The sequence below is a fragment of the Mangrovivirga cuniculi genome (assembly GCF_005166025.1).
GTDB classification, from domain to species: domain Bacteria; phylum Bacteroidota; class Bacteroidia; order Cytophagales; family Cyclobacteriaceae; genus Mangrovivirga; species Mangrovivirga cuniculi.
On sequence record NZ_CP028923.1, the window covers coordinates 331,862 to 354,240 of the forward strand.

The 22,379-nt window shown below is 37.4% G+C and carries 22 protein-coding genes and 1 pseudogene; 12 read left to right on the forward strand and 11 right to left on the reverse strand.

What is annotated here, in order from left to right; all coding sequences use genetic code 11:
* Window positions 1-2 precede the first annotated feature (2 nt).
* From rpmG to DCC35_RS01580, 5 genes are all read right to left on the reverse strand, one after another.
* Window positions 3-185: a 50S ribosomal protein L33 gene (gene rpmG / locus DCC35_RS01560; RefSeq protein WP_137089131.1), complete on the reverse strand. Its 183-nt coding sequence runs from the start codon at window positions 183-185 to the stop codon at window positions 3-5.
* A 27-nt stretch (window positions 186-212) separates the two neighbouring features.
* Complete coding sequence (gene rpmB, locus DCC35_RS01565) at window positions 213-452, reverse strand: 50S ribosomal protein L28 (protein WP_137089132.1); 240 nt, start codon at window positions 450-452, stop codon at window positions 213-215.
* Between the two features lie 114 nt (window positions 453-566).
* Window positions 567-1,250: a tRNA (5-methylaminomethyl-2-thiouridine)(34)-methyltransferase MnmD gene (gene mnmD, locus DCC35_RS01570; protein WP_137089133.1), complete on the reverse strand. Its 684-nt coding sequence runs from the start codon at window positions 1,248-1,250 to the stop codon at window positions 567-569.
* A 3-nt stretch (window positions 1,251-1,253) separates the two neighbouring features.
* On the reverse strand, window positions 1,254-1,730 hold the full coding sequence (gene ispF, locus DCC35_RS01575; RefSeq protein WP_137089134.1) for a 2-C-methyl-D-erythritol 2,4-cyclodiphosphate synthase: 477 nt from the start codon (window positions 1,728-1,730) through the stop codon (window positions 1,254-1,256).
* Entirely contained in the window at window positions 1,727-2,971 is a 1,245-nt protein-coding gene (locus DCC35_RS01580; RefSeq protein ID WP_137089135.1) for a M16 family metallopeptidase, read from the reverse strand. Before DCC35_RS01580 ends, ispF begins: the two co-directional genes overlap by 4 nt.
* 138 nt (window positions 2,972-3,109) lie before the next feature.
* Between DCC35_RS01580 and DCC35_RS01585 the strand changes: the two genes are divergently transcribed.
* The 4 genes from DCC35_RS01585 to ytxJ all read left to right on the forward strand — a co-directional run bounded on the left by DCC35_RS01585 (window position 3,110) and on the right by ytxJ (window position 7,356).
* Window positions 3,110-5,086: an alpha-ketoacid dehydrogenase subunit alpha/beta gene (locus DCC35_RS01585; protein WP_137089136.1), complete on the forward strand. Its 1,977-nt coding sequence runs from the start codon at window positions 3,110-3,112 to the stop codon at window positions 5,084-5,086.
* Between the two features lie 162 nt (window positions 5,087-5,248).
* Window positions 5,249-6,391: a hypothetical protein gene (locus DCC35_RS01590; protein ID WP_137089137.1), complete on the forward strand. Its 1,143-nt coding sequence runs from the start codon at window positions 5,249-5,251 to the stop codon at window positions 6,389-6,391.
* Between the two features lie 88 nt (window positions 6,392-6,479).
* Window positions 6,480-7,070, forward strand: a complete 591-nt coding sequence (locus tag DCC35_RS01595; protein WP_137089138.1) for a hypothetical protein — start codon at window positions 6,480-6,482, stop codon at window positions 7,068-7,070.
* Complete coding sequence (ytxJ, locus tag DCC35_RS01600) at window positions 7,006-7,356, forward strand: bacillithiol system redox-active protein YtxJ (RefSeq protein ID WP_137089139.1); 351 nt, start codon at window positions 7,006-7,008, stop codon at window positions 7,354-7,356. Before DCC35_RS01595 ends, ytxJ begins: the two co-directional genes overlap by 65 nt.
* On the opposite strand, the gene DCC35_RS01605 is transcribed toward ytxJ, so the two are convergent.
* Window positions 7,349-7,756 carry an OsmC family protein gene (locus DCC35_RS01605; RefSeq protein WP_137089140.1) on the reverse strand — a complete coding sequence of 136 codons (408 nt, stop codon included), beginning with the start codon at window positions 7,754-7,756 and terminating at the stop codon, window positions 7,349-7,351. The genes ytxJ and DCC35_RS01605 overlap by 8 nt on opposite strands.
* Window positions 7,757-7,816: 60 nt before the next feature.
* On the opposite strand from DCC35_RS01605, the gene DCC35_RS01610 reads away from it, so the two are divergent.
* The 3 genes from DCC35_RS01610 (at window position 7,817) to DCC35_RS01620 (ending at window position 10,214) form a co-directional block, all read left to right on the forward strand.
* Window positions 7,817-8,551 (forward strand): hypothetical protein, encoded by a 735-nt coding sequence (locus DCC35_RS01610; RefSeq protein ID WP_137089141.1) that lies wholly within the window; start codon window positions 7,817-7,819, stop codon window positions 8,549-8,551.
* 45 nt (window positions 8,552-8,596) lie between these two features.
* Window positions 8,597-9,484 (forward strand): lipoyl synthase, encoded by an 888-nt coding sequence (gene lipA / locus DCC35_RS01615; RefSeq protein ID WP_137089142.1) that lies wholly within the window; start codon window positions 8,597-8,599, stop codon window positions 9,482-9,484.
* Window positions 9,485-9,662: 178 nt separating this feature from the next.
* Window positions 9,663-10,214, forward strand: a complete 552-nt coding sequence (locus DCC35_RS01620; protein ID WP_137089143.1) for a hypothetical protein — start codon at window positions 9,663-9,665, stop codon at window positions 10,212-10,214.
* A gap of 77 nt (window positions 10,215-10,291) precedes the next feature.
* Here DCC35_RS01620 and gcvP read toward each other — a convergent pair whose 3' ends face one another.
* Complete coding sequence (gene gcvP, locus DCC35_RS01625; RefSeq protein ID WP_137089144.1) at window positions 10,292-13,207, reverse strand: aminomethyl-transferring glycine dehydrogenase; 2,916 nt, start codon at window positions 13,205-13,207, stop codon at window positions 10,292-10,294.
* Window positions 13,208-13,398: 191 nt separating this feature from the next.
* On the opposite strand from gcvP, the gene DCC35_RS01630 reads away from it, so the two are divergent.
* Entirely contained in the window at window positions 13,399-14,916 is a 1,518-nt protein-coding gene (locus DCC35_RS01630; protein ID WP_137089145.1) for a M28 family peptidase, read from the forward strand.
* A gap of 196 nt (window positions 14,917-15,112) precedes the next feature.
* Here the strand turns inward: DCC35_RS01630 and DCC35_RS01635 are convergent, their stop codons facing one another.
* The gene (locus tag DCC35_RS01635; protein WP_137089146.1) at window positions 15,113-15,820 is read right to left on the reverse strand and encodes a DUF6048 family protein; all 708 of its coding nucleotides are present in this window, start codon (window positions 15,818-15,820) and stop codon (window positions 15,113-15,115) included.
* Window positions 15,804-16,286, reverse strand: coding sequence for a DUF6452 family protein (locus tag DCC35_RS01640; RefSeq protein WP_137089147.1), 483 nt, complete (start codon window positions 16,284-16,286; stop codon window positions 15,804-15,806). Before DCC35_RS01640 ends, DCC35_RS01635 begins: the two co-directional genes overlap by 17 nt.
* Window positions 16,287-16,408: 122 nt before the next feature.
* On the opposite strand from DCC35_RS01640, the gene rimO reads away from it, so the two are divergent.
* From rimO to DCC35_RS01655, 4 genes and pseudogenes are all read left to right on the forward strand, one after another.
* Window positions 16,409-17,719 (forward strand): 30S ribosomal protein S12 methylthiotransferase RimO, encoded by a 1,311-nt coding sequence (gene rimO / locus DCC35_RS01645; RefSeq protein ID WP_137089148.1) that lies wholly within the window; start codon window positions 16,409-16,411, stop codon window positions 17,717-17,719.
* A 12-nt stretch (window positions 17,720-17,731) separates the two neighbouring features.
* A complete protein-coding gene (locus DCC35_RS21425) occupies window positions 17,732-18,379 on the forward strand; it encodes a bacillithiol biosynthesis cysteine-adding enzyme BshC (RefSeq protein ID WP_262710368.1) in 648 nt (215 codons plus the stop codon).
* Window positions 18,376-19,304, forward strand: a pseudogene (gene bshC / locus DCC35_RS21430) (bacillithiol biosynthesis cysteine-adding enzyme BshC). The gene DCC35_RS21425 and the pseudogene bshC overlap by 4 nt, the downstream one beginning before the upstream one ends.
* Window positions 19,297-19,872: a 5-formyltetrahydrofolate cyclo-ligase gene (locus tag DCC35_RS01655; RefSeq protein ID WP_137089149.1), complete on the forward strand. Its 576-nt coding sequence runs from the start codon at window positions 19,297-19,299 to the stop codon at window positions 19,870-19,872. The pseudogene bshC and the gene DCC35_RS01655 overlap by 8 nt, the downstream one beginning before the upstream one ends.
* 4 nt (window positions 19,873-19,876) lie before the next feature.
* Here DCC35_RS01655 and hemB read toward each other — a convergent pair whose 3' ends face one another.
* Both hemB and rocD read right to left on the reverse strand, forming a co-directional pair.
* Window positions 19,877-20,851: a porphobilinogen synthase gene (hemB, locus tag DCC35_RS01660; RefSeq protein ID WP_137089150.1), complete on the reverse strand. Its 975-nt coding sequence runs from the start codon at window positions 20,849-20,851 to the stop codon at window positions 19,877-19,879.
* A 90-nt stretch (window positions 20,852-20,941) separates the two neighbouring features.
* Window positions 20,942-22,234, reverse strand: coding sequence for an ornithine--oxo-acid transaminase (rocD, locus tag DCC35_RS01665; protein ID WP_137089151.1), 1,293 nt, complete (start codon window positions 22,232-22,234; stop codon window positions 20,942-20,944).
* Window positions 22,235-22,379: the final 145 nt, after the last annotated feature.

The following is a 22,379-nucleotide window of genomic DNA, read 5'->3' on the forward strand; positions in this document are numbered from 1 at the left end:
TGTTATTTAATTTCTTTGTGAACAGTATACTTTTTAAGGATTGGATTATACTTCTTAAGCTCCAATCTCTCAGGAGTATTCTTCCTGTTTTTTGTTGTAATGTGTCTTGAAGTTCCAGGCATACCTGTATTCTTGTGCTCAGTGCACTCAAGAATAACCTGAACTCTGTTTCCTTTCTTAGCCATTTCTTTTCTCTTTTATGCTTTCGCTTTTCAGATTACTAAGGTTCCTTTAGCTTTAGCTTTCTTAAGAACAGATGACAAACCATTTTTGTTTATCGTTCTAAGAACTGAAGCTGATACTTTTAATGTTACCCACCTGTCTTCTTCTTCGATATAAAATCGTTTCTTTTGAAGATTAGGGTAAAACTTACGTTTCGTCTTGTTGTTCGCATGCGAAACGTTGTTACCTACTCTAGGTCTTTTTCCGGTTATTTGACAAACTCTAGCCATTTTTTATCTACTTTCTTAGATATACTTTTCAAAATCGGACTGCAAATATCGCAAGATTATTCTTAAAAGCAAAACATGCATGCAAAAATATTAAAAATCATGGGATTATATATTTCAGACTTTCACTCCTCTGACCATTTCTTTCTTTCCCGGAGGGCCCGGTAATGTCTCTACAACCATGCCCATAGAGGCCAGATCACGTTTAAACTGACCTTTCGCACAATAGGTAACAAGACATGAAGGTCTTTCCATCATTTGAGATACTTTTTCTAAAACATTATATTCCCACAACTCTCCTTGCTTATTTGGAGCAAACGCATCAAAATATATAATATCAAATTTATTCTCAGAATTAAAATCCTGAAGTTTTACTTTCTCTTTATTAATAATAAACCGATCTGTTATCTCAACACTTTCTCCCCATTCAGCATTATGAATTTTATAAAACAAATCTTTATAACTCTCCAGCATGTCCAGATCGGTGTAGTTCAATCCATCAATGATCTCTTTTGTCAATGGAAAAGGCTCGAGCGTGCTATAATTAATTTTTACATTCGGTAGAAGGGTAAGTTCTTTAACTGTAAGAAGTGCATTCAAACCGGTGCCGAATCCTATTTCAAGAATATTTATTTCCTTAGGGAAATGCTCAAAGTAAAAATACTTGAGCCCTTGCTTAATAAATACATGGTTTGATTCATTGTAGGCTCCATGCTGACTATGGTAAGTCTCATTCAAATCCTCATTATATAAGGAATGTGAACCATCCTCCGTTTTAATTAATTTAATTTTATCAGCCATACCCTATTTTTGAATTAACACCACTGCATGTGCACTTACACCTTTCTCTTCTCCAACAAAACCGAGTTTTTCTGTCGTGGTTGCCTTTATGGAAATATCGTCCTCATCGATGCTCATCACTTCAGCTAGTACTTTTTTCATTTCGGGAATATGCGGATTTACCTTGGGTTTTTGAAGGCAGATAGTCGCATCAATATTGCCGATAGTATATCCTTTTTGAGAAACCAACCCAATAACATCCTTCAACAATATTTTTGAATCGATTCCTTTAAATTTAGGATCTGTATCCGCAAAGTGATATCCGATGTCTCTTAAATTTGCTGCTCCTAATAGTGCGTCGCAGATCACGTGGATCAAAACATCAGCGTCTGAATGTCCAACAGCTCCTTTATCGTGAGGTATTTTTATTCCTCCAAGAATAAAGTCATGACCTTCTTCCAGCTTGTGGACGTCATATCCATATCCTACTCTTATTTTCATTGATTGTTTTTCTTTTTATACAACAAGGTAGAAGCATTACTTTCCTGCAAAACGGTTTTTGCCATATCGTTGAAACTATCAGTAGTAACATTTCTGATCATGCCAGTTTCTTCGTTGACTAAATTTGGATTGCCCAGGTTAGCGCCAATCGCTATCGACATAGCCCGGTTTAATAACTCCACTTCTCCGAACACCAGTGATGCTTCTGCTTTATTCTTAACCTTTTCCAGTTCATTTTCCCCCACCCCATTTTCAGCGAGATCGTAGACCACTGCATCAATCGCATTTTCTGCCTGTTCCAATGAAATACCATTCGGAGTTTTTCCGGCAACAACCAATAGGCCTGGGTCTACAGAACCAGTAACATATGCATTGAGTTCAAAAAAGTACTTTTTGTCTTTAACCAGTCTTTCATAAAGGCGTGATGACTTACCTCTTCCTAAAACATCACTTATTAAATCTGCATCGTGATATCTGCTATCCGATCTTCCCGGCATATGATATACTTTATATATAGCATCAGAGGGCACATCAGATTCAATAACATCTGTTCTTTTACCTTTCTGTAAGGGCTCTGTCGGTAAGTTCCTCACATAATCCTCGCCCGAAGGTATTGGCCCAAACCATTTATCAGCAAGATATTTAACTGTCTCTTCTTTAACAGGACCAGCAACTACTAAGACTGCATTATTAGGTCTGTAAAATTTAAAAAAGAATTCTTTGACATCATCCATCGTGGCATTTTCGATGTGACTGACATCCTTGCCAATGGTCGCCCATTTATATGGGTGAACCTTATACGCTAAAGGACGCAATTTTAACCAGGCCTCTCCATAAGGCTGATTTAGATATCTTTGTTTAAACTCTTCTATTACTACCTTCTTTTGAATATCCAGTACTTTTTGATCAAAGGAAAGAGACAACATTCTGTCTGATTCCAGCCAAAATGCAGTTTCTAAATTCACTGCAGGTAAAGTGATATAATAGTTTGTGATGTCTGGGGCAGTAAATGCGTTATTTTCTCCGCCGACCTTTTGAAGAGGCTCATCAAATGAGGGTATATTCTTCGACCCCCCGAACATTAAATGCTCAAATAGATGTGCGAAACCGGTTTTATTTTCAACCTCATCTTTAGACCCAACATTATATAATAAATTAAACGCAACCTGTGGAGTTGTATGATCTTCATGAACAAAGACCTGTAACCCATTATCTAACGTAAAAGATGAAAAGTTTATCATACCTGGTTATTTTCAGGACAAAGCTAACAAAATATAAATATCACTTGATAGTAATTTCTCAGAATATCAAATATCCGGGCTTTCTCTGCTTTATTTTTTGACTTGATTGTATAGATTTGTTTCCGAAACAACAAACCCATGAATTACCAAAAAAAGAAACTCAACCAAAAACAGCTTATTTCAATTTACGAAAAGCTTGTCAGACCTCGGATAATCGAGGAAAAAATGCTGGTTCTCCTTCGCCAGGGTAAAATATCAAAATGGTTTTCCGGAATAGGACAGGAAGCTATCGCTGTAGGAAGTACGCTTGCACTTAATAAATCAGAATATATTCTACCAATGCATAGAAACCTTGGTGTTTTTACTGCCAGGGAAGTTCCGTTTAAAAGGTTGTTTTCCCAATTTCAGGGAACAATGAATGGATTCACAAAAGGGAGAGATCGTTCATTTCATTTCGGTAGTAATGAACATCACATCGTTGGAATGATTTCTCATCTTGGCCCACAATTAAGTATCGCTGACGGAATTGCCTTAGCATCTAAATTATCCTCGAAAAAAGAAGCAACCCTGGTTTTTAGTGGTGATGGCGGGGCAAGTGAAGGAGACTTTCACGAAGCACTTAATGTAGCTTCAGTTTGGGACCTTCCGGTAATTTTTGTTATTGAAAATAATGGATATGGCCTTTCTACACCAAATAATGAACAATTCAGGTGTATTAATTTTGTAGATAAAGGACCGGGATATGGTATTGATGCTATCAAAATTGATGGGAACAACATTTTAGAAGTCTATCATACCATCAGTGAATTGGCTGAAGATATCCGTAAAAACCCAAGACCGGTATTAGTTGAGGCGATGACTTTCAGAATGCGAGGTCATGAAGAGGCCAGTGGAACAAAATATGTTCCTAAGGATTTAATGAATGAATGGGCGGCTAAAGATCCGATTGAAAATTTTGAAAAGTTTCTAATAGAAAAGAAAATTCTTTCCCGGAAAAAGATCTCAGAGATAAGAGCAGAGATTAAAAAAGATATAGAAAAGAGCTTAAAAGAAGCATATAAAGACAGCCCTCCAACTATTAACTCTGAAAATGAACTTAATGATGTTTATGCAGATCATCTTTATGAACAAAAACCAGTTGATAATAGTGAAAAAAGGGAGATCAGATTTATCGATGCAATAAGTGAAGGCTTGAGACAAAGCATGGAGAATCATGATAATCTTGTCTTAATGGGGCAGGACATCGCAGAATATGGTGGTGTTTTTAAAATAACTGAGGGATTTGTTGATCAATTTGGCAAAGAACGGGTTAGAAATACTCCATTATGTGAATCGGCTATAATCGGGTCAGCATTGGGACTTTCAATCAAAGGATATAAATCAATGGTTGAGATGCAGTTTGCAGATTTTGTGTCTTGTGGTTTCAACCAGATCGTTAATAACCTGGCAAAAATACATTACCGGTGGGGACAGAATGCAGATGTGGTAGTGAGGATGCCTACAGGGGCGGGAGTCGGAGCAGGACCATTTCACTCACAGTCAAATGAAGCGTGGTTCACTCATACGCCCGGACTGAAGGTTATTTATCCTTCAAATCCTGAAGATGCAAAAGGTTTATTGATATCTGCTATTGATGATCCAAATCCATGCATGTACTTTGAACATAAATATCTTTATAGATCATTAAAAGGAAATGTTCCATCAGGCTATTATAATATACCAATAGGAAAAGCTTCAATTAGTCGTGAAGGAAAAGACTTAACCGTGATCACATATGGTCTGGGGGTTCATTGGGCATTGCAGTTAGCTAATGATAATGGTTTAGACATAGAAGTAATCGACTTAAGAACTTTGATTCCATGGGATAAAGAGACTGTTTATGCATCGATCAAAAAGACCGGAAAAGCACTGGTCTTGCACGAGGACACTCAAACCGGGGGTTTTGGAGGAGAAATAGCAGCATGGGTTTCCGAAAAATGCTTTGAACTTCTGGACGGTCCTGTATATCGCGTAGGGAGTCTTGATACCCCAGTGCCTTTTAATAAAGAGCTTGAAAATAACTTTCTGGCTATTAGCGAACTGCGAGAAAAGGTTACTGAATTGATTGAGTATTAATATGCAAAACCATTCTATTTTAACGTTTACCTTACAGGAAGACTAGGAAGCCTTTTTGTTTTGTTAAAAATTGGTGACATTTGTGTCTTTTATAAGTTTCCTTATTTTAGGAAAAATTTGTATTGTCGTAAACCGGCTAATTTTTGGAATAAGAAAATACTTTTGGCTACAACAAATATTTCAAGTCTGAATTCAAATTTTAAGTCCAATAGGATTTACTGGATAGTAATACTATTCCTGGCTTTGATGTTCGGTAATTCTCCGGAAATCATGGCACAGGATACTATGCCCAATAAAAAGCTGGAACGCTCTTCAAGGCCTGAATATAAAACCAAAGGCAAACCAAAAATCAGGAAAAAGCCTCGTGGTCCTAAGACAGTTAAAAAGAAAAAAACAAAAACCAAACGGACTGAAAGACCCAGAGGTGGTGGTTTTCTCTATAAGATCAAACCCCGAACTACTCAAAGAAAGAGTAACAGAGTGCTCGATGTTCAAATCAAGCCAAGGACGACTGGTAGAAGAAGCAATGTAGCTTACGATAAAAATGTTAAGCCAAGAACTACCCGTAAGCGCGGGGTTAATGTGCCGGATGTAAATGTTACTCCCCGAAGTGTAGGTAGAAGAAACAGAGCAAAAGATGTCAATATAAAACCAAGATCTACTAAAAGATCACGAGTTGCAAGGGATGTCAATGTGACACCGCGGTCTGTCCGTCGTAATAACCGTGCAAGGGATATTCAGGTGTCACCACGAACTACCAGAAGATCTCGGACAGCCAGAGATATAAATGTAATTCCAAGAAGCATTCGTCCTGACAAAACTCAGCGTGATGTAAATGTACAACCCAGGACCACCCGTCGTTCTCGTACTGCAAGAGACGTAAGCGTTCAACCAAGAACTACGCAACGTTCTCGTACAGCAAAAGACGTTAGTGTTCAACCACGAACTACTAGAAGAGACAAGCGTTCCCGTGATGTTAATGTAACACCAAGAAGTATTTCCGGTAGAAGAGGTGCTGCAAGAGATATTACTGTGACACCTAGATCATATAAGAGAAGCCGAACAGCCAGGGATATTACTGTTACCCCGAGGTCAGTTTCCGGGGGAAGGAATGTTGTGAAGGATAAAAGGGTAAGACCTCGAAGTGTTGGAAGAAGCAATATTGTAAGAGATGTAACAATTAACCCACGCACAACGAGAAGGAGATCACAGGTACGGGACAGGGAAATAACACCGCGTTCTATAAGCAGGGGGAAGTTGCCGGTGTGCGCAATGAAAAAGCGATCAGAGAAAACAGGCCGGTAAACTTATACACTAATTATTCCGGATTCCAGAAAAGGAAAAAAGGAAGAAAAAAGCTGGTCCTGAATCAGATTATAAAGGGAAATTGAATTTGAAAAAGGTAGCTTTATTTAATGAAAGTTATTTACTCTATGATGGCAATATAAAGCAAAAGAAACCTGTCGATAACAGACAGGGAATTAAATACAAAGGCAAGGTAATTAAAGTTCGCGGTCCTTCTGACAACCAGGTGAATATTGGCTATTCAGGAAACATCAAATATAATGTCCTGAAGAAAAGAAATGCGGCCAGGAAGAGTTCAGTCAAAAAAGCAAATGCATATCAGGGACGACAAAAAGGACTTACACCTTCAGCTAAAGATCGAAAGTATAAGAAAATAACAGCCAGAATTGAAAGAGAAGAAGGTAAAACTAAAGTGCCGAAACCTGCAAAAGGAAGTCACCCAACAGCAAAATTTAAAGGAGACAACGAACAATATGATGGTGCTAATGAATCTTTAGGAAATAAATTCAAGAAATTCTGGTATTCATTGTTTGATAAAAAACTTCAACCGGCCCATATGCGTAAAAAGCCTAAGAAGCAAAAATACGATAAGGGAGAAAAAGTACTTTGGGAATATGACCTGGACAGAGATAAGAGAAGAAAAAGACCTGAAACAAGCGATAGAAATATCGAAAACTAAACCTGTTTTAATATTTAAGCACAGTACCAGATGTGCTATATCATCAATGATGTTATCTAAGCTGGAAAGAAACTGGAATGAGAAGTCAACGGAAAAAATATCCCCGTTCTTTCTCGATCTAATCAGTTACCGGAATCTAAGTAATTTGGTTGAAAGTTCATTTGGTATAATGCATGAGTCACCTCAGGCATTATTAATACATAATGAAGAATGCATTTTCGACACCTCTCATGGAGGTATTAATCACGATACTTTAATGGATAAAGCTGATAGCGCAATCAGTTAAAGTTAAACCTTACTGTTTGCTTTAATTCGCTACTAAGACTTTTAGCTACCGGACAATTAAGTGCAGCATTCTCAACCTTCTTCTTTTGTTTCGAATCAAGATTGTGTCCTTTAAAAGTAAGGTTAATCTCAATCTCTTCTATCCTTCTGGGATTGGATGCCATAATTTTAGTGACATCAGCCGAAATTTCTCCAGGATCTACATCGTTATTTTTAGCATAAATACCAATAATAGTCATCATACATTGCACTAAAGCCGTTGCAACGAGGTCCGTAGGCGAAAACGCTTCCCCCTTACCGTGATTATCTACTGGTGCATCAGTAATAATTTCATTCCCCGATTGAAGATGTTTTGCTGTAGTTCTTAACCCCCCTAAATATTTAACTTCTGAAGTTGGCATTTGATAACAGTTAAGTTTATATTTCGTTATATTAATCTTACGAGATTGTAAAATTGCAATATGAATTCTCTTAAACAAACTATTTTACCCTTGTTGCTGATTTTTTTAACAATCAGCGTATCTGCTCAAAGTGACAGGGAAAGAAACTTTTCCAGGGAATTCGTTTGGGGCATTAAAAAAAGCACGACAGGCGGGCTTATAAGCGGGTTCATGTTCAAATATGGCATGAGAAGAAGTGAGCGTCAGTGGCAAAGCTTTAACCTTGAATTAGTCAATGTCAAACACCCAAATGAATCACGTGAAACTTCTGTAATTACTGGAGAACCTTTTATATGGGGTAAAGAACATTACCTTTATGCAGTAAGGTTTCAATACGGCAGAGAATACGTGCTTTTTGAAAAAGCTGATCAACAGGGCGTCCAGGTAAATCTAATAGGAGCTGCCGGCCCAACTCTCGGGTTTATCGCTCCATATTATATAAAATATGCAACAGATAATCAGTTTAACCCGGTTTCCGAACCATACGACCCGAATAATTCAGCTATTCGCAGATCTGCAGTTATGGGAACAGGCCATCTGTTTCAAGGGTTAGGTCAATCTGATTTAACAGTTGGACTAAGTGCAAAAGTTGCTTTTTCTTTTGAGTTCAGCACATTTAATAGTTCGATATCCGGGTTTGAAGTTGGATTCCTTGTTGAAGCATATCCAAACGAAGTTATTTTAATGCCTGCACAAAATAACAGAGCAATTTTTAATGAAGTATACATAACCTTGACTCACGGTAAACGTAGATAGGAAATAGTATATAGTGTAGTAGAAATTTGATACCTTTGCGTCGTTATGATTGAATTACCGGTAATTTCTGAAGAACAAACCAAAAAAAGAACCAAACCTGACTGGCTGAGAGTTAAACTTCCGGTTGGTCATGAATATAAAAGAGTTCGAAACCTGGTAGACAAATATAAGCTCAATACAATTTGTGAGAGTGGTAACTGCCCGAATATGGGTGAGTGCTGGGGAGCCGGTACAGCTACATTCATGATTTTGGGTAATGTTTGTACTCGTTCATGTTCATTTTGTGCTGTAGCTACGGGGAGGCCTCCGGAGTACGATGAAGAAGAACCAAAGCGTGTAGCAGAAGCTATTAAGCTTATGGGCGTAAAACATGCGGTATTGACATCTGTAAACAGAGATGAATTAAAAGACAGAGGTGCAGAGATTTGGTATCAAACTGTTGTTGAAACTAAAAAAGCCTCTCCTGAAACAACTATCGAAACCCTTATTCCTGACACAAAAGGTAATTGGGATGCACTATATCGAATGATCGAAGGTGGACAGGAGGTTGTTTCGCATAACATTGAAACGGTAGAAAGGCTATACAGAAGAGTCAGACCACAAGCAAAATATTACAGGAGCTTAGAGCAGATTCAAAAGACCAAGGAAGCCGGGATGCGAACTAAATCTGGTATCATGGTTGGTCTTGGGGAAACTCAGGAAGATGTTTTCAAAGTAATGGATGATTGCGTTGAACATGGGTTAGATATCCTGACAATCGGACAATATCTTCAGCCCACTAAAATGCATATAGAAGTTGCTGAATTTGTGCATCCTGATGTATTTGAGCTGTATAGAGAAGAAGGTTTGAAGAGAGGTCTTAAGTACGTAGAATCAGGCCCATTGGTAAGATCATCTTACCATGCTGAAAGACATGTAAATGTACCAATTTAAAATATTTCTGGAATCTAAAACGAGGCAGCATTTATTTAAATGTTGCCTTTTTTATTTTGTAATAACCCCTAATTTATTACAGTAATTATCCTGTTTTAATAAATTGTTTTATTTTTACATTATTGAACGAAAAGCAGCCAATAAATAGAACTTTTTTAATATTTATTAAAATTTTTTAATGAAGACTAGATTTTTATTATTGATTATTACTGTTCTGATGGTAATCGGGTCAGTAGCCAGTTGTAGTAGCGAAGAAAATGATACACAACCTGAGGACATTTCAGTAGCAAATGTAAACACTGAAAAACAGGATCAGGGGGCTTCAAATATTGAAAGTCTGGCGACTCAATTAGTATCTACGTTAAAACAAAAAAACTTCCCTGGCTATATTGACTTATTGCTTTCGAGAGATCATCACATCGAAATAGCTGAAAACATACAGTCTGACAGTTTGAAAAGTCAATTTCTTATAAAGTATGATTTTCGTTTACAGGAACAACGTGAGAAGTTTAATCAGATAACAGATCTTTTAGTCATCAACAACATTAATCTTGATAATGCCCTCATTAATGAAATGGTCGTTCTGGAAGATACTGAATCTTCGATCAACAAGATTATGGTGTCAGAAGTATTGATCCCAATTTCACAAAACGGTAAAGAATATGAATTAAGGTTTTTTGTTATTAAGAATAAAGGAAAATTTTTCTTAACTTCGGATATAAACCTATAACCTTAATTTAACCCGTATAACCATGAAAAAAGGCTGCTAAATAGCAGCCTTTTTTATTTATTAAGCCTTTTCTGAATTTACATGTTTTCTAATATCTCCTCTGTTTCATTTTCTTCTGAAAATGCAGAAGTAGGAATACATGCACACATCAAGTTTCTATCTCCGTATGCACTATCTATACGGCTAACGGAAGGCCAGAACTTTCTTGCTCTTACAAACTCTATCGGGAATGCCGCCTTTTCTCTTGAATAAGGAAAATTCCATTCATTGTCGGTCACCTTGGCAAGAGTATGAGGAGCATTTTTCAAGACATTGTTATCCTCGTCTGCTACTCCATTTTCAATTTCAGCGATCTCATTTCTGATTTCGATCATCGCATCACAGAATCTGTCTAGCTCATTTTTCCCTTCACTTTCCGTTGGCTCAATCATCAGTGTCCCCGCAACAGGGAAAGAAACGGTAGGAGCATGGAATCCATAATCCATCAACCTCTTTGCAATGTCTTCAACTTCAACACCAACTTTTTTGAATTGTCTGCATTCAATGATCATTTCATGTGCCGCTCTTCCTTTAGAACCAGTGTAAAGAATAGGGAAATGCTCTTCTAATCTTGATTTTATATAGTTGGCATTTAAAATTGCCATTTTAGTAGCTTGGGTTAATCCATCACCACCCATTAAAGCAATGTATGCATAAGAAATCGCCAGTATACTTGCACTACCATAAGGAGCAGAAGATATAGCAGTAATGGCCTGTTCTCCACCGACCTCATTGACAACAGCATTACCCGGAGAGAAAGGAGCAAGGTGCTCTGCTACACCGATAGGTCCCATTCCCGGTCCACCTCCACCATGAGGAATACAGAATGTTTTATGCAGATTTAAATGACAAACATCTGCACCGATTATTGCAGGTGAAGTTAACCCTACCTGGGCATTCATATTAGCCCCATCCATATAAACCTGTCCACCATGATCATGGATTATCTGGCAGAATTCCTTGATATTTTCTTCAAAAACACCGTGAGTTGAAGGATAAGTTACCATCAGACCAAAAAGGTTGTCGCTGTGCTTTTCAGCTTTTTCTTTAAGATCTTCAAGGGATATATTTCCATTTTGATCACATTCAACAATAACAACCTTGGTTCCTGCCATCACAGCAGACGCAGGATTAGTTCCATGTGCTGATGATGGAATTAAAGTGATATTTCTATGTCCTTCACCTCTGCTTTCGTGATAAGCTTTAATTACCATCAATCCGGCAAACTCTCCCTGGGCACCTGAATTTGGTTGTAAAGAAACATCGTGAAAGCCGGTGATCTCAGAAAGCCATTGCTTTAACTCTTTGATCATCTCAAGGTAACCTTTTGCCTGGTCTCTCGGAATAAATGGATGTAAATGTCCTAATTCAGGCCAGGTAATTGGCATCATTTCTACCGTAGCATTTAATTTCATGGTGCATGACCCCAAAGAGATCATAGAGTGAACTAAAGAAAGGTCTTTGTTCTCCAGTCTCTTCATGTATCTAAGCATCGCATGCTCGGCATGGTACATATTAAACACCTCGTGCTCAAGGAATGAACTTTCTCGTTGAAGTCCCAGAGGAAATGCTACCTCAATACTATCCTCAGCAGTAATATTTTCTTTCCCTCTGACGTGAGCGAAAACTTCTAGTATTTCATTAACGTCATCCAGTCTGGTAGTTTCATCTAAAGAAATACCAACATGAAGACTATCATAATATCTGAAATTCAATTCTGAGCCTAAAGCAATCGACTTAAGTGCAATTCTTTCTTCCTCATCATTAATAGGAATTTTTATTGTATCGAAGAATTGATCATTTAAGGTTTCAAACCCTAGTTTTTCCAGACCCCTCGAAAGCGCTTTAGTCAGCCCGTGAATTCTTGCAGAGATTCTTTTTAAACCATCCGGACCGTGATACACTGCGTACATACCTGCCATAACAGCTAAAAGCACCTGGGCTGTACATATGTTTGAAGTTGCCCGTTCACGTTTAATATGTTGTTCCCTGGTCTGTAAAGCCATCCGATAAGCTGGCTTACCATCTTTATCGACAGAAACACCGATAATCCTTCCTGGAATTAATCTTTTAAACTTTTCAGTAGTAGCAAAATATGCTGCATGTGGTCCACCAAATCCCATTGGCACACCAAATCGCTGAGTATTTCCAAATACTACATCAGCACCATGTTCACCAGGAGGGGTAAACATTACAAGGCTCATCAAGTCTGCACCTACCGCAACAAAAACATCATTTTCTTTTGCTTCAGTAATAAAATCTTTATAGTCTTTTACAGTTCCTTCAGCATCAGGAAACTGAACAAGAACTCCATATAAATCCTCTGCAGAAAGATCAACTTTTTTATAATCACCTATCTCAAGCTCAATTCCGAGTGGAAGAGATCTGGTTTTTAAAATATCTAGAGTTTGTGGATAAACTTTTTCGTCAACGAAAAAACGATGTGCTTTTTTCTTCTTAGCTCCCTTTCTGGCCCCATGGAACATGGTCATTGCCTCAGCTGCTGCAGTTCCCTCGTCTAATAAAGATGCGTTAGCAATATCCATTCCGGTAAGATCCATTACCATGGTCTGAAAATTGACCAGCGCTTCTAATCTTCCCTGGGCGATTTCAGCCTGGTAAGGGGTGTAGGCTGTGTACCACCCGGGGTTTTCAAGGATATTACGAAGGATAACATTCGGAGTTATCGTGTGGTAATATCCCATTCCAATATAAGACTTGAAGAGTTTGTTTTTAGATAACTTTTTACGGAAAGATGATAAAAACTGATACTCACTCTTCGCTTCGGGCAGGTCCAGATCATTTTGAAGTCTGATCCCTTGTGGAACTGTTTGACTGATCAACTCTTCTACTGACCCTGCGCCGATCACTTCAAGCATTTGTTTTATCTCCTGTGTAGTCGGAGAATTGTGTCTTGAAGCAAAAGATTCATTCTTTTTTAGGTTAATGTTCATTGACATAACAATAATAAGTCCTTGTAAGTCTTCAATTTGGGTGCAAAGGTAATCTTTAAATTTTATTTGGCATTTATTATCTAAAGATAATCACACAACGATCAAAAGAAATATCACCCACTCATGTAAATACTATACTTTAATTATATCCTTTTTGTTATCTTAGTAGCTTAAAATAAAACTGTAATTTTATGAAAAAATCTATTTTGCTTGCTTTTACTCTTGCTTTTGCGGGAGTGGGAATCAATGCCCAGGATAGCACGGCGATAAAATACGGACAGACAATAACTCAGGGTGACCTGAAAGATAATCTGACAATATTAGCTTCGGATGCTCTAGAGGGTAGAGAAACAGGTACCAGGGGGCAAAAAATGGCTGCTGCATTCATTTCTTCACATTATGATGCTATCGGATTAAAACCCGGCACAAACGAAGGATGGTATCAACCAGTTATTCTTGAAAAAGTAAAACAAGGGGATGCCTTCATTTCTAACGAAGATAAAAAATGGAATAACTATGATAATATCATAATTTATTCAAATGAAAATATGGAAGAAGCGGTTGAACTGGAAACTGCTTTTCTGGGAAATGCTGGTGAGGCCGAGCTTGAAGCGACTAATATTGAGCAGAAAGCTGTGGTTATAATGAATAAAGATAATAGAAGTGCAATTCCTTTTGCGCGTCAAATGATCGAAAAAGGTGCTAAGACTGCCATCATTGTGAGTAGCGCATCTGAAGAAGACTTCCAAAAGTATCTTAATCAGTTCAAATATTATATGAGCAATGGCAGAATGCAATTGCCCTCTGAGAAAGAAACAAAAACATTCTCAATAATTTTTGCATCTAAATCTGCTGCCGCTGAACTTCTTGACACTAAAGTTGAAAAGATGGAAAAGGCTGCATCAATGGCTGCTGAAGGAAAAGTTAAAAAACTGAGATCCATCAAGCCACAAGATATCAGTTTTATGAACACAATGGATATCACTAAAGTAAAATCAGAAAACGTACTTGGTTTTATCGAAGGAACGGATAAGAAAGATGAAATAATGGTGATCACTTCTCATTACGATCACATTGGCAAAATGGATGAAGGAGAAGGCGACCTGATTAACAACGGTGCAGATGATGATGGTTCCGGAACCGTAGCAGTAATGGAGATCGCTGAAGCATTTGCACAAGCTAAAGAAGAAGGAAATGGTCCTAGAAGAAGTATCCTCTTCATGAATGTTACTGGTGAGGAGAAAGGATTGTTAGGTTCTGATTATTATACTCAAAACCCAATATACCCACTAGAAAACACAATTGTAAACTTAAACATTGACATGATCGGAAGGGTAGACCCTGATCATGAAGAAAACAAAGATTATGTTTACCTGGTAGGAAGCGACAGGCTTTCTTCTGAGCTTCACGAACTGAGTGAAAATGTAAATAAAAAGTATATCAATTATGATCTTGATTACACTTATAATGATGAAGATCATCCTGATAGAATTTATTACCGCTCTGACCACTGGAACTTTGCTAAAAACAACATCCCGGTAATATTTTATTTCAATGGTGTTCATGCGGACTACCATAAACCTTCTGATGAAGTAGATAAAATAGAATGGGAACAATTACAGGAAAGAGCTCAACTAGTATTTTACACAGCCTGGGAACTTGCGAACAGAGACTCAAAACCTGTAGTTGACAAAAAGGAAAATCAATAGTAGATATTGTATTTTTGATATTATAACCTGGCAGTAATTCTGTCAGGTTTTTTTTATGCAAAAAAATAACACCCGAAGGATAATCGGGTGTTGAGCTTATGGAAAGAAAGATAATTAACTTATATTAAATATATTATTTCCTTTCAGAAGATTTTATTTAAATAGATAAACGATATCTTAATATCGATAAAGTTGATTAATTATTCGATTGTAGCTGCTTAAAAGGAATTCTATAAAAGACATAGTAATTAAATCCCCAGCTCGCACCATCATTTATGCCATATCCCGGCACACGATAAGCATCGTTGGTTGAAGCATTGTTAACTCGATTCAAAAATGCTAACCTTCCGGTAAACCCAAGAAAAACATTTTTCAGGACACCAACTTTAATCCCCGCATTTAGCTCGAACCAACGACTATTAACACCTTCATCAACATCGGTCTGATCCACCGATCCAAAAAATTCATCTTCATAATTATAAGAAAATTTTGAGTCGTAATAAGCCCTGGCGTATCGAAGCCCAACAAACATCACAAAATTTCTTGGATCTTTGATATTAAAATTAACATCTCCACCAACCCTGAAGTAACTACCCGAAATATTCATTAAAGAACCAGATAAATGATCCAGATTATAATCTGCAATGCCATAATCCGCAACAACCATAAATCTTCCCAAATCTAAATCTGCAGTAATCTCATATTGTTCCAGGTCATTATTTATCAATCTTCTTACCGGGTATACCAGATCTACCCCAACTCTCAATCCATATAGTACGGGTTTCCATGCAGACTTTTTATCTGCTTTCAAAGTATCAACCTTCGTTGCGCTTAAGTTTTTTAATGTGTCTACTTCCTGACCAAATGATTCAACCTGAAAAAGACAATTAATTACTAGAAACAAAAAGACGGATGTCAGCTGGTGCCGTAGAAATATCATTTGTTGTTCTTCTTAATGTTGTTCTGTTAAAAACCGCAACAGTATCATAAGTGTAATCCGTTGCTGTTAATTCTCTGAAAAGTACCTCGGGTCCACACTCCGGAGAAATTAATCTGCTCGTCGTTTTATATTCCATTTCAAGAGTGTAAATATTATTATCAGTAGTCTCAAATACATATCTGGTGATATTAACTGTTGGATTTAATGGAAGAATGACTTTTGATACAGTATCATCGGAAACAATGATAGAATCCTGATAACCTTCCACGTATACTCTCCGTAAACCCAAGCTACTACTATCGCTATTATTGATATTAAAAGAGGCCACAGCAAAATCCCTGTACTCACTATAACAGTTAACCTGGGGATCGCAACCGCTAGTAGCAATCAATAAAAAAGCCGCAAATACAAAAAAGTATTTTTTACTCATAATTTGAATTTAAAGCGTAAAGATACAGTTTTATTCAATCCTCCAACGAAAGGATCGGAATTTCTTGTGTAAAAGGAGATAGTATTTTAGTACTTTTGCAGATAATTTAAACGGAGAAAGCATTGAAAACGAAGGGAATAAAAAAGCATAAAGTAAATATTGTAACACTGGGCTGTTCAAAAAACCTGGTTGATAGTGAAGTTATGCTCACTCAATTAAGAGGTAATGATATTGACGCTGTTCACGAAGACAAAAAAGATGATTCTGGTGTGGTGATTATCAATACCTGCGGGTTTATCGATAATGCCAAGCAGGAGTCTATCGATACAATATTGCGGTATGCTGATGCTAAAGATCAGGGATTAGTTGAAAAAGTTTATGTAACCGGATGCTTATCCCAGCGATATAAGGATGATCTGGAAAGAGAGATTCCCCAGGTAGATGCATTCTTTGGAACCCGCGATCTTCCATTGTTATTAAAAAAGTTTAAGGCTGATTATAAGCATGAGTTAGTTGGTGAAAGAATTTTGAGCCATTCAGGACATTATGCTTATATGAAAATAGCAGAAGGCTGTGACAGGCCTTGTTCTTTCTGTGCAATTCCGTTAATGAGGGGCAAACACGTTTCCAAACCGATCGAAGAACTTGTAAAAGAAGCTGAAGGCCTGGCAGCCAAGGGAACAAAAGAGCTATTGCTGATCGCCCAGGACAGCACATATTATGGCCTGGATATTTACGGAAAGCGTCGATTGGCTGACTTGATGAAAGCACTCTCTGATGTTGATGGTATCGAATGGATACGACTTCATTATGCCTTCCCGACAGGATTTCCTAAAGATGTACTGGATGTTATGGCAGAAAGAGATAACATCTGCAATTATTTAGATATTCCGCTACAACATGGGTCCACTAATATGCTTAAGTTGATGCGAAGAGGAACAACAAGGGAAAAAACAGAACAACTCATCCACGATATTAGAGAAAAAGTACCCGGTATAGCAATTCGTACTACACTTATTGCGGGTCACCCCGGAGAAACTGAAGCCGATTTTAATGAAATGGTCAGCTTCGTGGAAAGAATGCGCTTTGAAAGGCTGGGAATATTTACATACTCTCACGAAGAAAACACACATGCCTTTTCAATGGAAGACAATGTCCCGGATGAATTGAAACAAGAAAGGGCAAATATCGTTATGGATTTACAGGAAGGAATTTCCAGAGAAATCAACGAACAAAAAATTGGCAAGAAATTTAAAGTATTATTTGATCGCAAAGAGGGTGGATATTTTATCGGAAGGACTGAGTTTGACTCACCTGAAGTCGATAATGAAGTGCTTGTTGATGCCAAAGATCAATATGTCAGAGTCGGAGATTTTGCTAATGTCATTATTGACGATGCCACAGAATTCGACTTGTATGGTTCCTTGCTGTAACGAAATATACAGATGAAAGTAGAAAAAATTGGATTTGGAGAGATCGATACGTTCTCTCCAATTTTTTTGGATTATTTAGCTGAAAAGGATGCTTTAAAAGATTTTTACAACTATTCCATTCAAATCGACAGTTTTAAAGAAGCGATCAATGAAAGGAGCTCTTTTTCAGATAATCATCGACAAACTCTGGTTAAAGTATTAAATGAACAGTATTCTTCTATTGACACTCCCCAGGCTGTTACCGATAATATCAACTCTTTAGCCGATAAAAATACTTTCACAGTTGTTACAGGCCATCAGCTAAATATCTTTACCGGGCCTTTATATTTCATTTATAAAATAGTCACTACCTATAAATTAGCGCAAAAACTTAAAGAGTCATATCCGGACTATAACTTCGTTCCGGTTTACTGGATGGCCTCTGAAGATCATGATTTTGCAGAGATCAATCATTTTAACCTTTTTGGTAAGCAGATTAAATGGGATTCTGACCAAACGGGACCAGTAGGCCGATTTTCCACTCAAGGAATGGTTAATAACCTTAATCTTAACGGGATGGGCGATGAGATTGAAGCATTTCTTGAATTCTATAAAAAGAAGACACTCTCGCAAAAGCTCACCTTTCGTTTGTTAATCATCTTTTTGGAAAAGACGGAGTGATTACTATAGACGCAGATCATCCTGAGCTAAAAAAGATTTTCAATCCTATCATAAAAGAGGATATCTTTTCGGAGAAGAGTAATGAACTTACAGAAAAACAAACATCATCGCTAACAGACCTTGGTTATAAGTCACAGGTTTATAGTCGGGATATTAACTTCTTTTACCTTAAAGATGATCTGAGGGAAAGGATAGTTAAAACCGAGAGTGGCAATTTTGAAACTGTTAACGGTGAAGCTCAATGGACAGAAGAAGAATTGAGTACAGAGATCGAACAACATCCGGAAAGGTTTAGTCCAAATGTTATTATGCGTCCGGTATACCAGGAAACTATCTTACCCAACCTTGCTTATATTGGAGGTCCGGCAGAAGTTGCTTACTGGTTGCAATTAAAGTTAGTTTTTGATCATTACGACATCTTTTTTCCTGTTTTGATGCCTAGAAACTTTGCTCTGACTCTTAACAAAGCAAACGTTAAAAAATACGAGAAACTTGAAATAGGGGTTAAACAACTATTTATTCCATTTGAAGAGCAAAAAAAGGATTTTATAGAAAAGCTTACCGAAAACGAAATTAAGCTTAGTGAGGAGAAAAAAGATCTGGCTCAAGTATTCAACCGTATAAAAGACAAAGCAGCCGAAATAGATAAAAGTTTACAAGGCTTCGTCGGGTCAGAAATGGCCAAATCAATGAAAAGCATTGATAACATTGAAAAAAGACTTCAAAAGCCGAAGAAAAAAGACATGAGATTACGCTCAATCAACTTGAATCACTCTTGAATAAATTATTTCCTAACGGTTCATTGCAAGAACGTCATGACAATTTCTTAAATTTCTACTTAAATCATCCTAAATTCATTGATCATTTAAAGTCGGCGTTTGACCCGTTTGACTTTACTTTTAACATCTTATTTGAAGATGAATAAACAAACTCTGAGACGTACATTTTTAGAGAAAAGAAAGGGATTAAAAGAGTCAGAATACGAATGGAGATGTGAAGCGATAGCCCAAAACTTTTTTGAATATTCCGGCTGGTCAGATTTGACTTGCATCCATACATTTTTGCCGATTATTAAAAACCGGGAAATAGATACTTACCAAATAATAAACGGTCTTAGAAAAAGAGACTGGGAAGGCAAAATCGCCACTGGTGTATCCGATTTCAAGTACAATTCAATGAAAACCTATCTACTTGATAAGTCTACAGTGTTGAAAGAAAATCACTGGGGAATCCCAGAACCTGTTGATTCCGTTAAGGTTGAAGATTCTGAAATAGACATGGTTCTTACACCATTAATAATAGCTGATAAAAAGGGCCATCGGATTGGATATGGAAGAGGTTTTTATGATATCTTTTTTAAGAAATTAGAACCCCAAACAAAAAAAGTAGGCCTTTCACTTAGCCTGCCTTTAGATCCTTTAAAATACTTTAATTCTTTTGATATCTGCCTGGATATGTTAATTACACCATATCGGGTTTACCATTTTGACTAATCGGTTATTTTTTCAATAACTGCGCTGCCTCTTTGGCAAAGTAGGTCAATATTGCATCTGCACCTGCCCTTTTTATGCTTAATAATGTCTCAAGAATTACTCTGTCGTTATCCAGCCATCCTTTTTGTGCTGCAGCTTTGATCATAGCATATTCACCAGAAACATTGTAAGCTGTAACGGGAAGCTCTGTTTTCTCTCTTATTAAATGTATTACATCGAGGTAAGTCATCGCCGGCTTGACCATAAGCATATCAGCTCCTTCCAGTTCATCCTGCTCTGCCTCAATTAAGGCTTCTCTTTTATTTGCAGGATTCATCTGATAAGTTTTCTTGTCTCCAGACTTAGGAGCTGAATCAAGAGCATCCCTGAATGGGCCATAAAAAGCACTGGCATATTTGGCTGTATAGCTCATTATAGAAGTGTTAGTGAACCCTGATTCATCTAATGCTTCCCTGATCTCTCCAACTCTTCCGTCCATCATGTCAGATGGCCCGATAATATCTATACCGGTTTCAGCCTGGGCCACTGCCATTTGAGCCAGGACATCGAGCGTCTCATCATTCAGAATCACACCGTTATCATCCACAATTCCATCATGGCCATCGACGTTGTAAGGATCCAGAGCAACATCTGTCATAATACAGGCCTCAGGAAATTTCTTTTTGATCTCAGTCAGCGCTTTTAAATAGAAAAAATTCTCATCATAACTAGCTGTACCAGTTTTATCCTTATACTTTTCATCGACGACCGGAAAAATATCAAATACTTTGACTCCAAGATCGAGGCAGGTCTCAATCTCCTTAAGCATATTATCGAGAGATAACCGATTGATCCCAGGCATACTTTCCACCGGAACAGATTTATTTGAACCTTCGAGCAAAAATAATGGGAAAATAAAGTCCTTGGTTGTTAGGGTTGTCTCCTCAACCATTTCTCTTATCGCTCCAGACTTACGGTTTCTTCTTGGCCTCTGTAACATGCTTATAATTTTAATTTGGGCAAAATTAAGATATTAATATCAAAAAAGTTAAAATAAAAAACCCCGACCTGTAAGCCGGGGTTTCAAAATTTATTTTTCCCAGGTTTTTTCAAACTCTGTGATCGTTTTCTCAATTATATCGCAACATTCGTGAAGTTCTTCTTCTGTCATCACGAGCGGAGGAGCAAACCTGATAATGTTGCCGTGAGTAGGTTTAGCCAACAAGCCATTTTCTTTTAATGCCATGCAAATATCCCAGGCAGTAGAACTTTCCTGTGTATCATCAATTACAATAGCATTTAATAATCCTCTTCCTCGTACTAATTTAACTGATTCTGATTTTTCGATGAATTTTTCCATTCGTTCTCTAAACAACTCACCAAGCTTACGAGCATTCTGAGAAAGGTTTTCATCTACCACAACTTCAAGTGCAGCCATAGCCACTTTAGAACCTAAAGGATTACCTCCGAAAGTACTTCCGTGCTGTCCTGGCTGAATCACTTCCATAATGTGGTTATCAGCTAGAACTGCAGATACCGGATAAACACCACCTGAGATTGCCTTCCCTAAAACGAGCATGTCTGGCTTAGTATATGTGTCTTCTTGTCTTTCACATTTACCTTCACAAGAACAATTTCCGCATACAGCCAAAAGGCTACCGGTTCTCGCAATTCCTGTTTGAATCTCATCAGCGATCATTAAAACATCATTCTGAGAACAAATTTCTTTGGCTTTAGCTATAAAGTTATCATCAGGAGTAACAACGCCTGCCTCCCCCTGAATAGGTTCCACTAAAAATCCGGAAATATTTTTATCGCTCTTAAGAACGTTTTCAAGAGCTTCCAGGTCATTAAATGGAATTTTTATAAACCCTGGTGTGTAAGGTCCGAAATTTTTTCTCGCTCCCTCATCATTTGAAAATGAAATAATGGTAGTAGTTCGACCATGAAAGTTATTTTCACAGATAACTATTTTAGCCTCATTTTCCGGAATACCTTTTCTTTCATAAGCATATTTCCTGCAAATTTTGATAGCAGTTTCGACAGCTTCAGCACCAGTATTCATCGGTAATACTTTGTCAAAACCGAAATATTCTGTGATGTACTTTTCATAAACGCCTAATACGTCATTATAAAAAGCGCGGGAAGTAAGAGTCATAGTCTGAGCCTGCTCTGATAGAGCTCCAACGATTTTCGGATGACAATGACCTTGATTTACGGCACTATAGGATGATAAAAAATCATAGTACTTTTTACCTTCAACATCCCACACGTGTACCCCCTCACCTTTGGAAAGTACAACTGGAAGAGGATGATAATTATACGCCCCATGCTTATCTTCCAGCTCGATAGCTTCTTTGCTCGATTTAATGCTGTCCACCATTACAATAAGAATTTAAGATCTTTAATTTTTTTAGATTGCCAAATTAACAATAAGCATCGGTTAGAAAAAAGTAAAATTGAAAGAAGTTAAATAGACTAAAATGTACATCTGAGGCAAACTAGGCCTATTGCATTTAAACTAGGAA

What these genes read in the sequence shown, in the direction of transcription:
- gcvP (WP_137089144.1), bottom strand. Translation starts at nt 13,207, where the DNA reads ATGAACATTAACCTAAAAAAGAATGAATCTTTTGCTTCAAGACACAAT.
- DCC35_RS01655 (WP_137089149.1), top strand. Translation starts at nt 19,297, where the DNA reads ATGAATAAACAAACTCTGAGACGTACATTTTTAGAGAAAAGAAAGGGA.
- DCC35_RS01640 (WP_137089147.1), bottom strand. Translation starts at nt 16,286, where the DNA reads ATGAGTAAAAAATACTTTTTTGTATTTGCGGCTTTTTTATTGATTGCT.
- DCC35_RS01630 (WP_137089145.1), top strand. Translation starts at nt 13,399, where the DNA reads ATGAAAAAATCTATTTTGCTTGCTTTTACTCTTGCTTTTGCGGGAGTG.
- ispF (WP_137089134.1), bottom strand. Translation starts at nt 1,730, where the DNA reads ATGAAAATAAGAGTAGGATATGGATATGACGTCCACAAGCTGGAAGAA.
- mnmD (WP_137089133.1), bottom strand. Translation starts at nt 1,250, where the DNA reads ATGGCTGATAAAATTAAATTAATTAAAACGGAGGATGGTTCACATTCC.
- DCC35_RS01605 (WP_137089140.1), bottom strand. Translation starts at nt 7,756, where the DNA reads ATGCCAACTTCAGAAGTTAAATATTTAGGGGGGTTAAGAACTACAGCA.
- rpmB (WP_137089132.1), bottom strand. Translation starts at nt 452, where the DNA reads ATGGCTAGAGTTTGTCAAATAACCGGAAAAAGACCTAGAGTAGGTAAC.
- hemB (WP_137089150.1), bottom strand. Translation starts at nt 20,851, where the DNA reads ATGTTACAGAGGCCAAGAAGAAACCGTAAGTCTGGAGCGATAAGAGAA.
- rpmG (WP_137089131.1), bottom strand. Translation starts at nt 185, where the DNA reads ATGGCTAAGAAAGGAAACAGAGTTCAGGTTATTCTTGAGTGCACTGAG.
- rocD (WP_137089151.1), bottom strand. Translation starts at nt 22,234, where the DNA reads ATGGTGGACAGCATTAAATCGAGCAAAGAAGCTATCGAGCTGGAAGAT.
- DCC35_RS21425 (WP_262710368.1), top strand. Translation starts at nt 17,732, where the DNA reads ATGAAAGTAGAAAAAATTGGATTTGGAGAGATCGATACGTTCTCTCCA.
- lipA (WP_137089142.1), top strand. Translation starts at nt 8,597, where the DNA reads ATGATTGAATTACCGGTAATTTCTGAAGAACAAACCAAAAAAAGAACC.
- DCC35_RS01580 (WP_137089135.1), bottom strand. Translation starts at nt 2,971, where the DNA reads ATGATAAACTTTTCATCTTTTACGTTAGATAATGGGTTACAGGTCTTT.
- ytxJ (WP_137089139.1), top strand. Translation starts at nt 7,006, where the DNA reads ATGACCTGGACAGAGATAAGAGAAGAAAAAGACCTGAAACAAGCGATA.
- DCC35_RS01610 (WP_137089141.1), top strand. Translation starts at nt 7,817, where the DNA reads ATGAATTCTCTTAAACAAACTATTTTACCCTTGTTGCTGATTTTTTTA.
- DCC35_RS01585 (WP_137089136.1), top strand. Translation starts at nt 3,110, where the DNA reads ATGAATTACCAAAAAAAGAAACTCAACCAAAAACAGCTTATTTCAATT.
- DCC35_RS01620 (WP_137089143.1), top strand. Translation starts at nt 9,663, where the DNA reads ATGAAGACTAGATTTTTATTATTGATTATTACTGTTCTGATGGTAATC.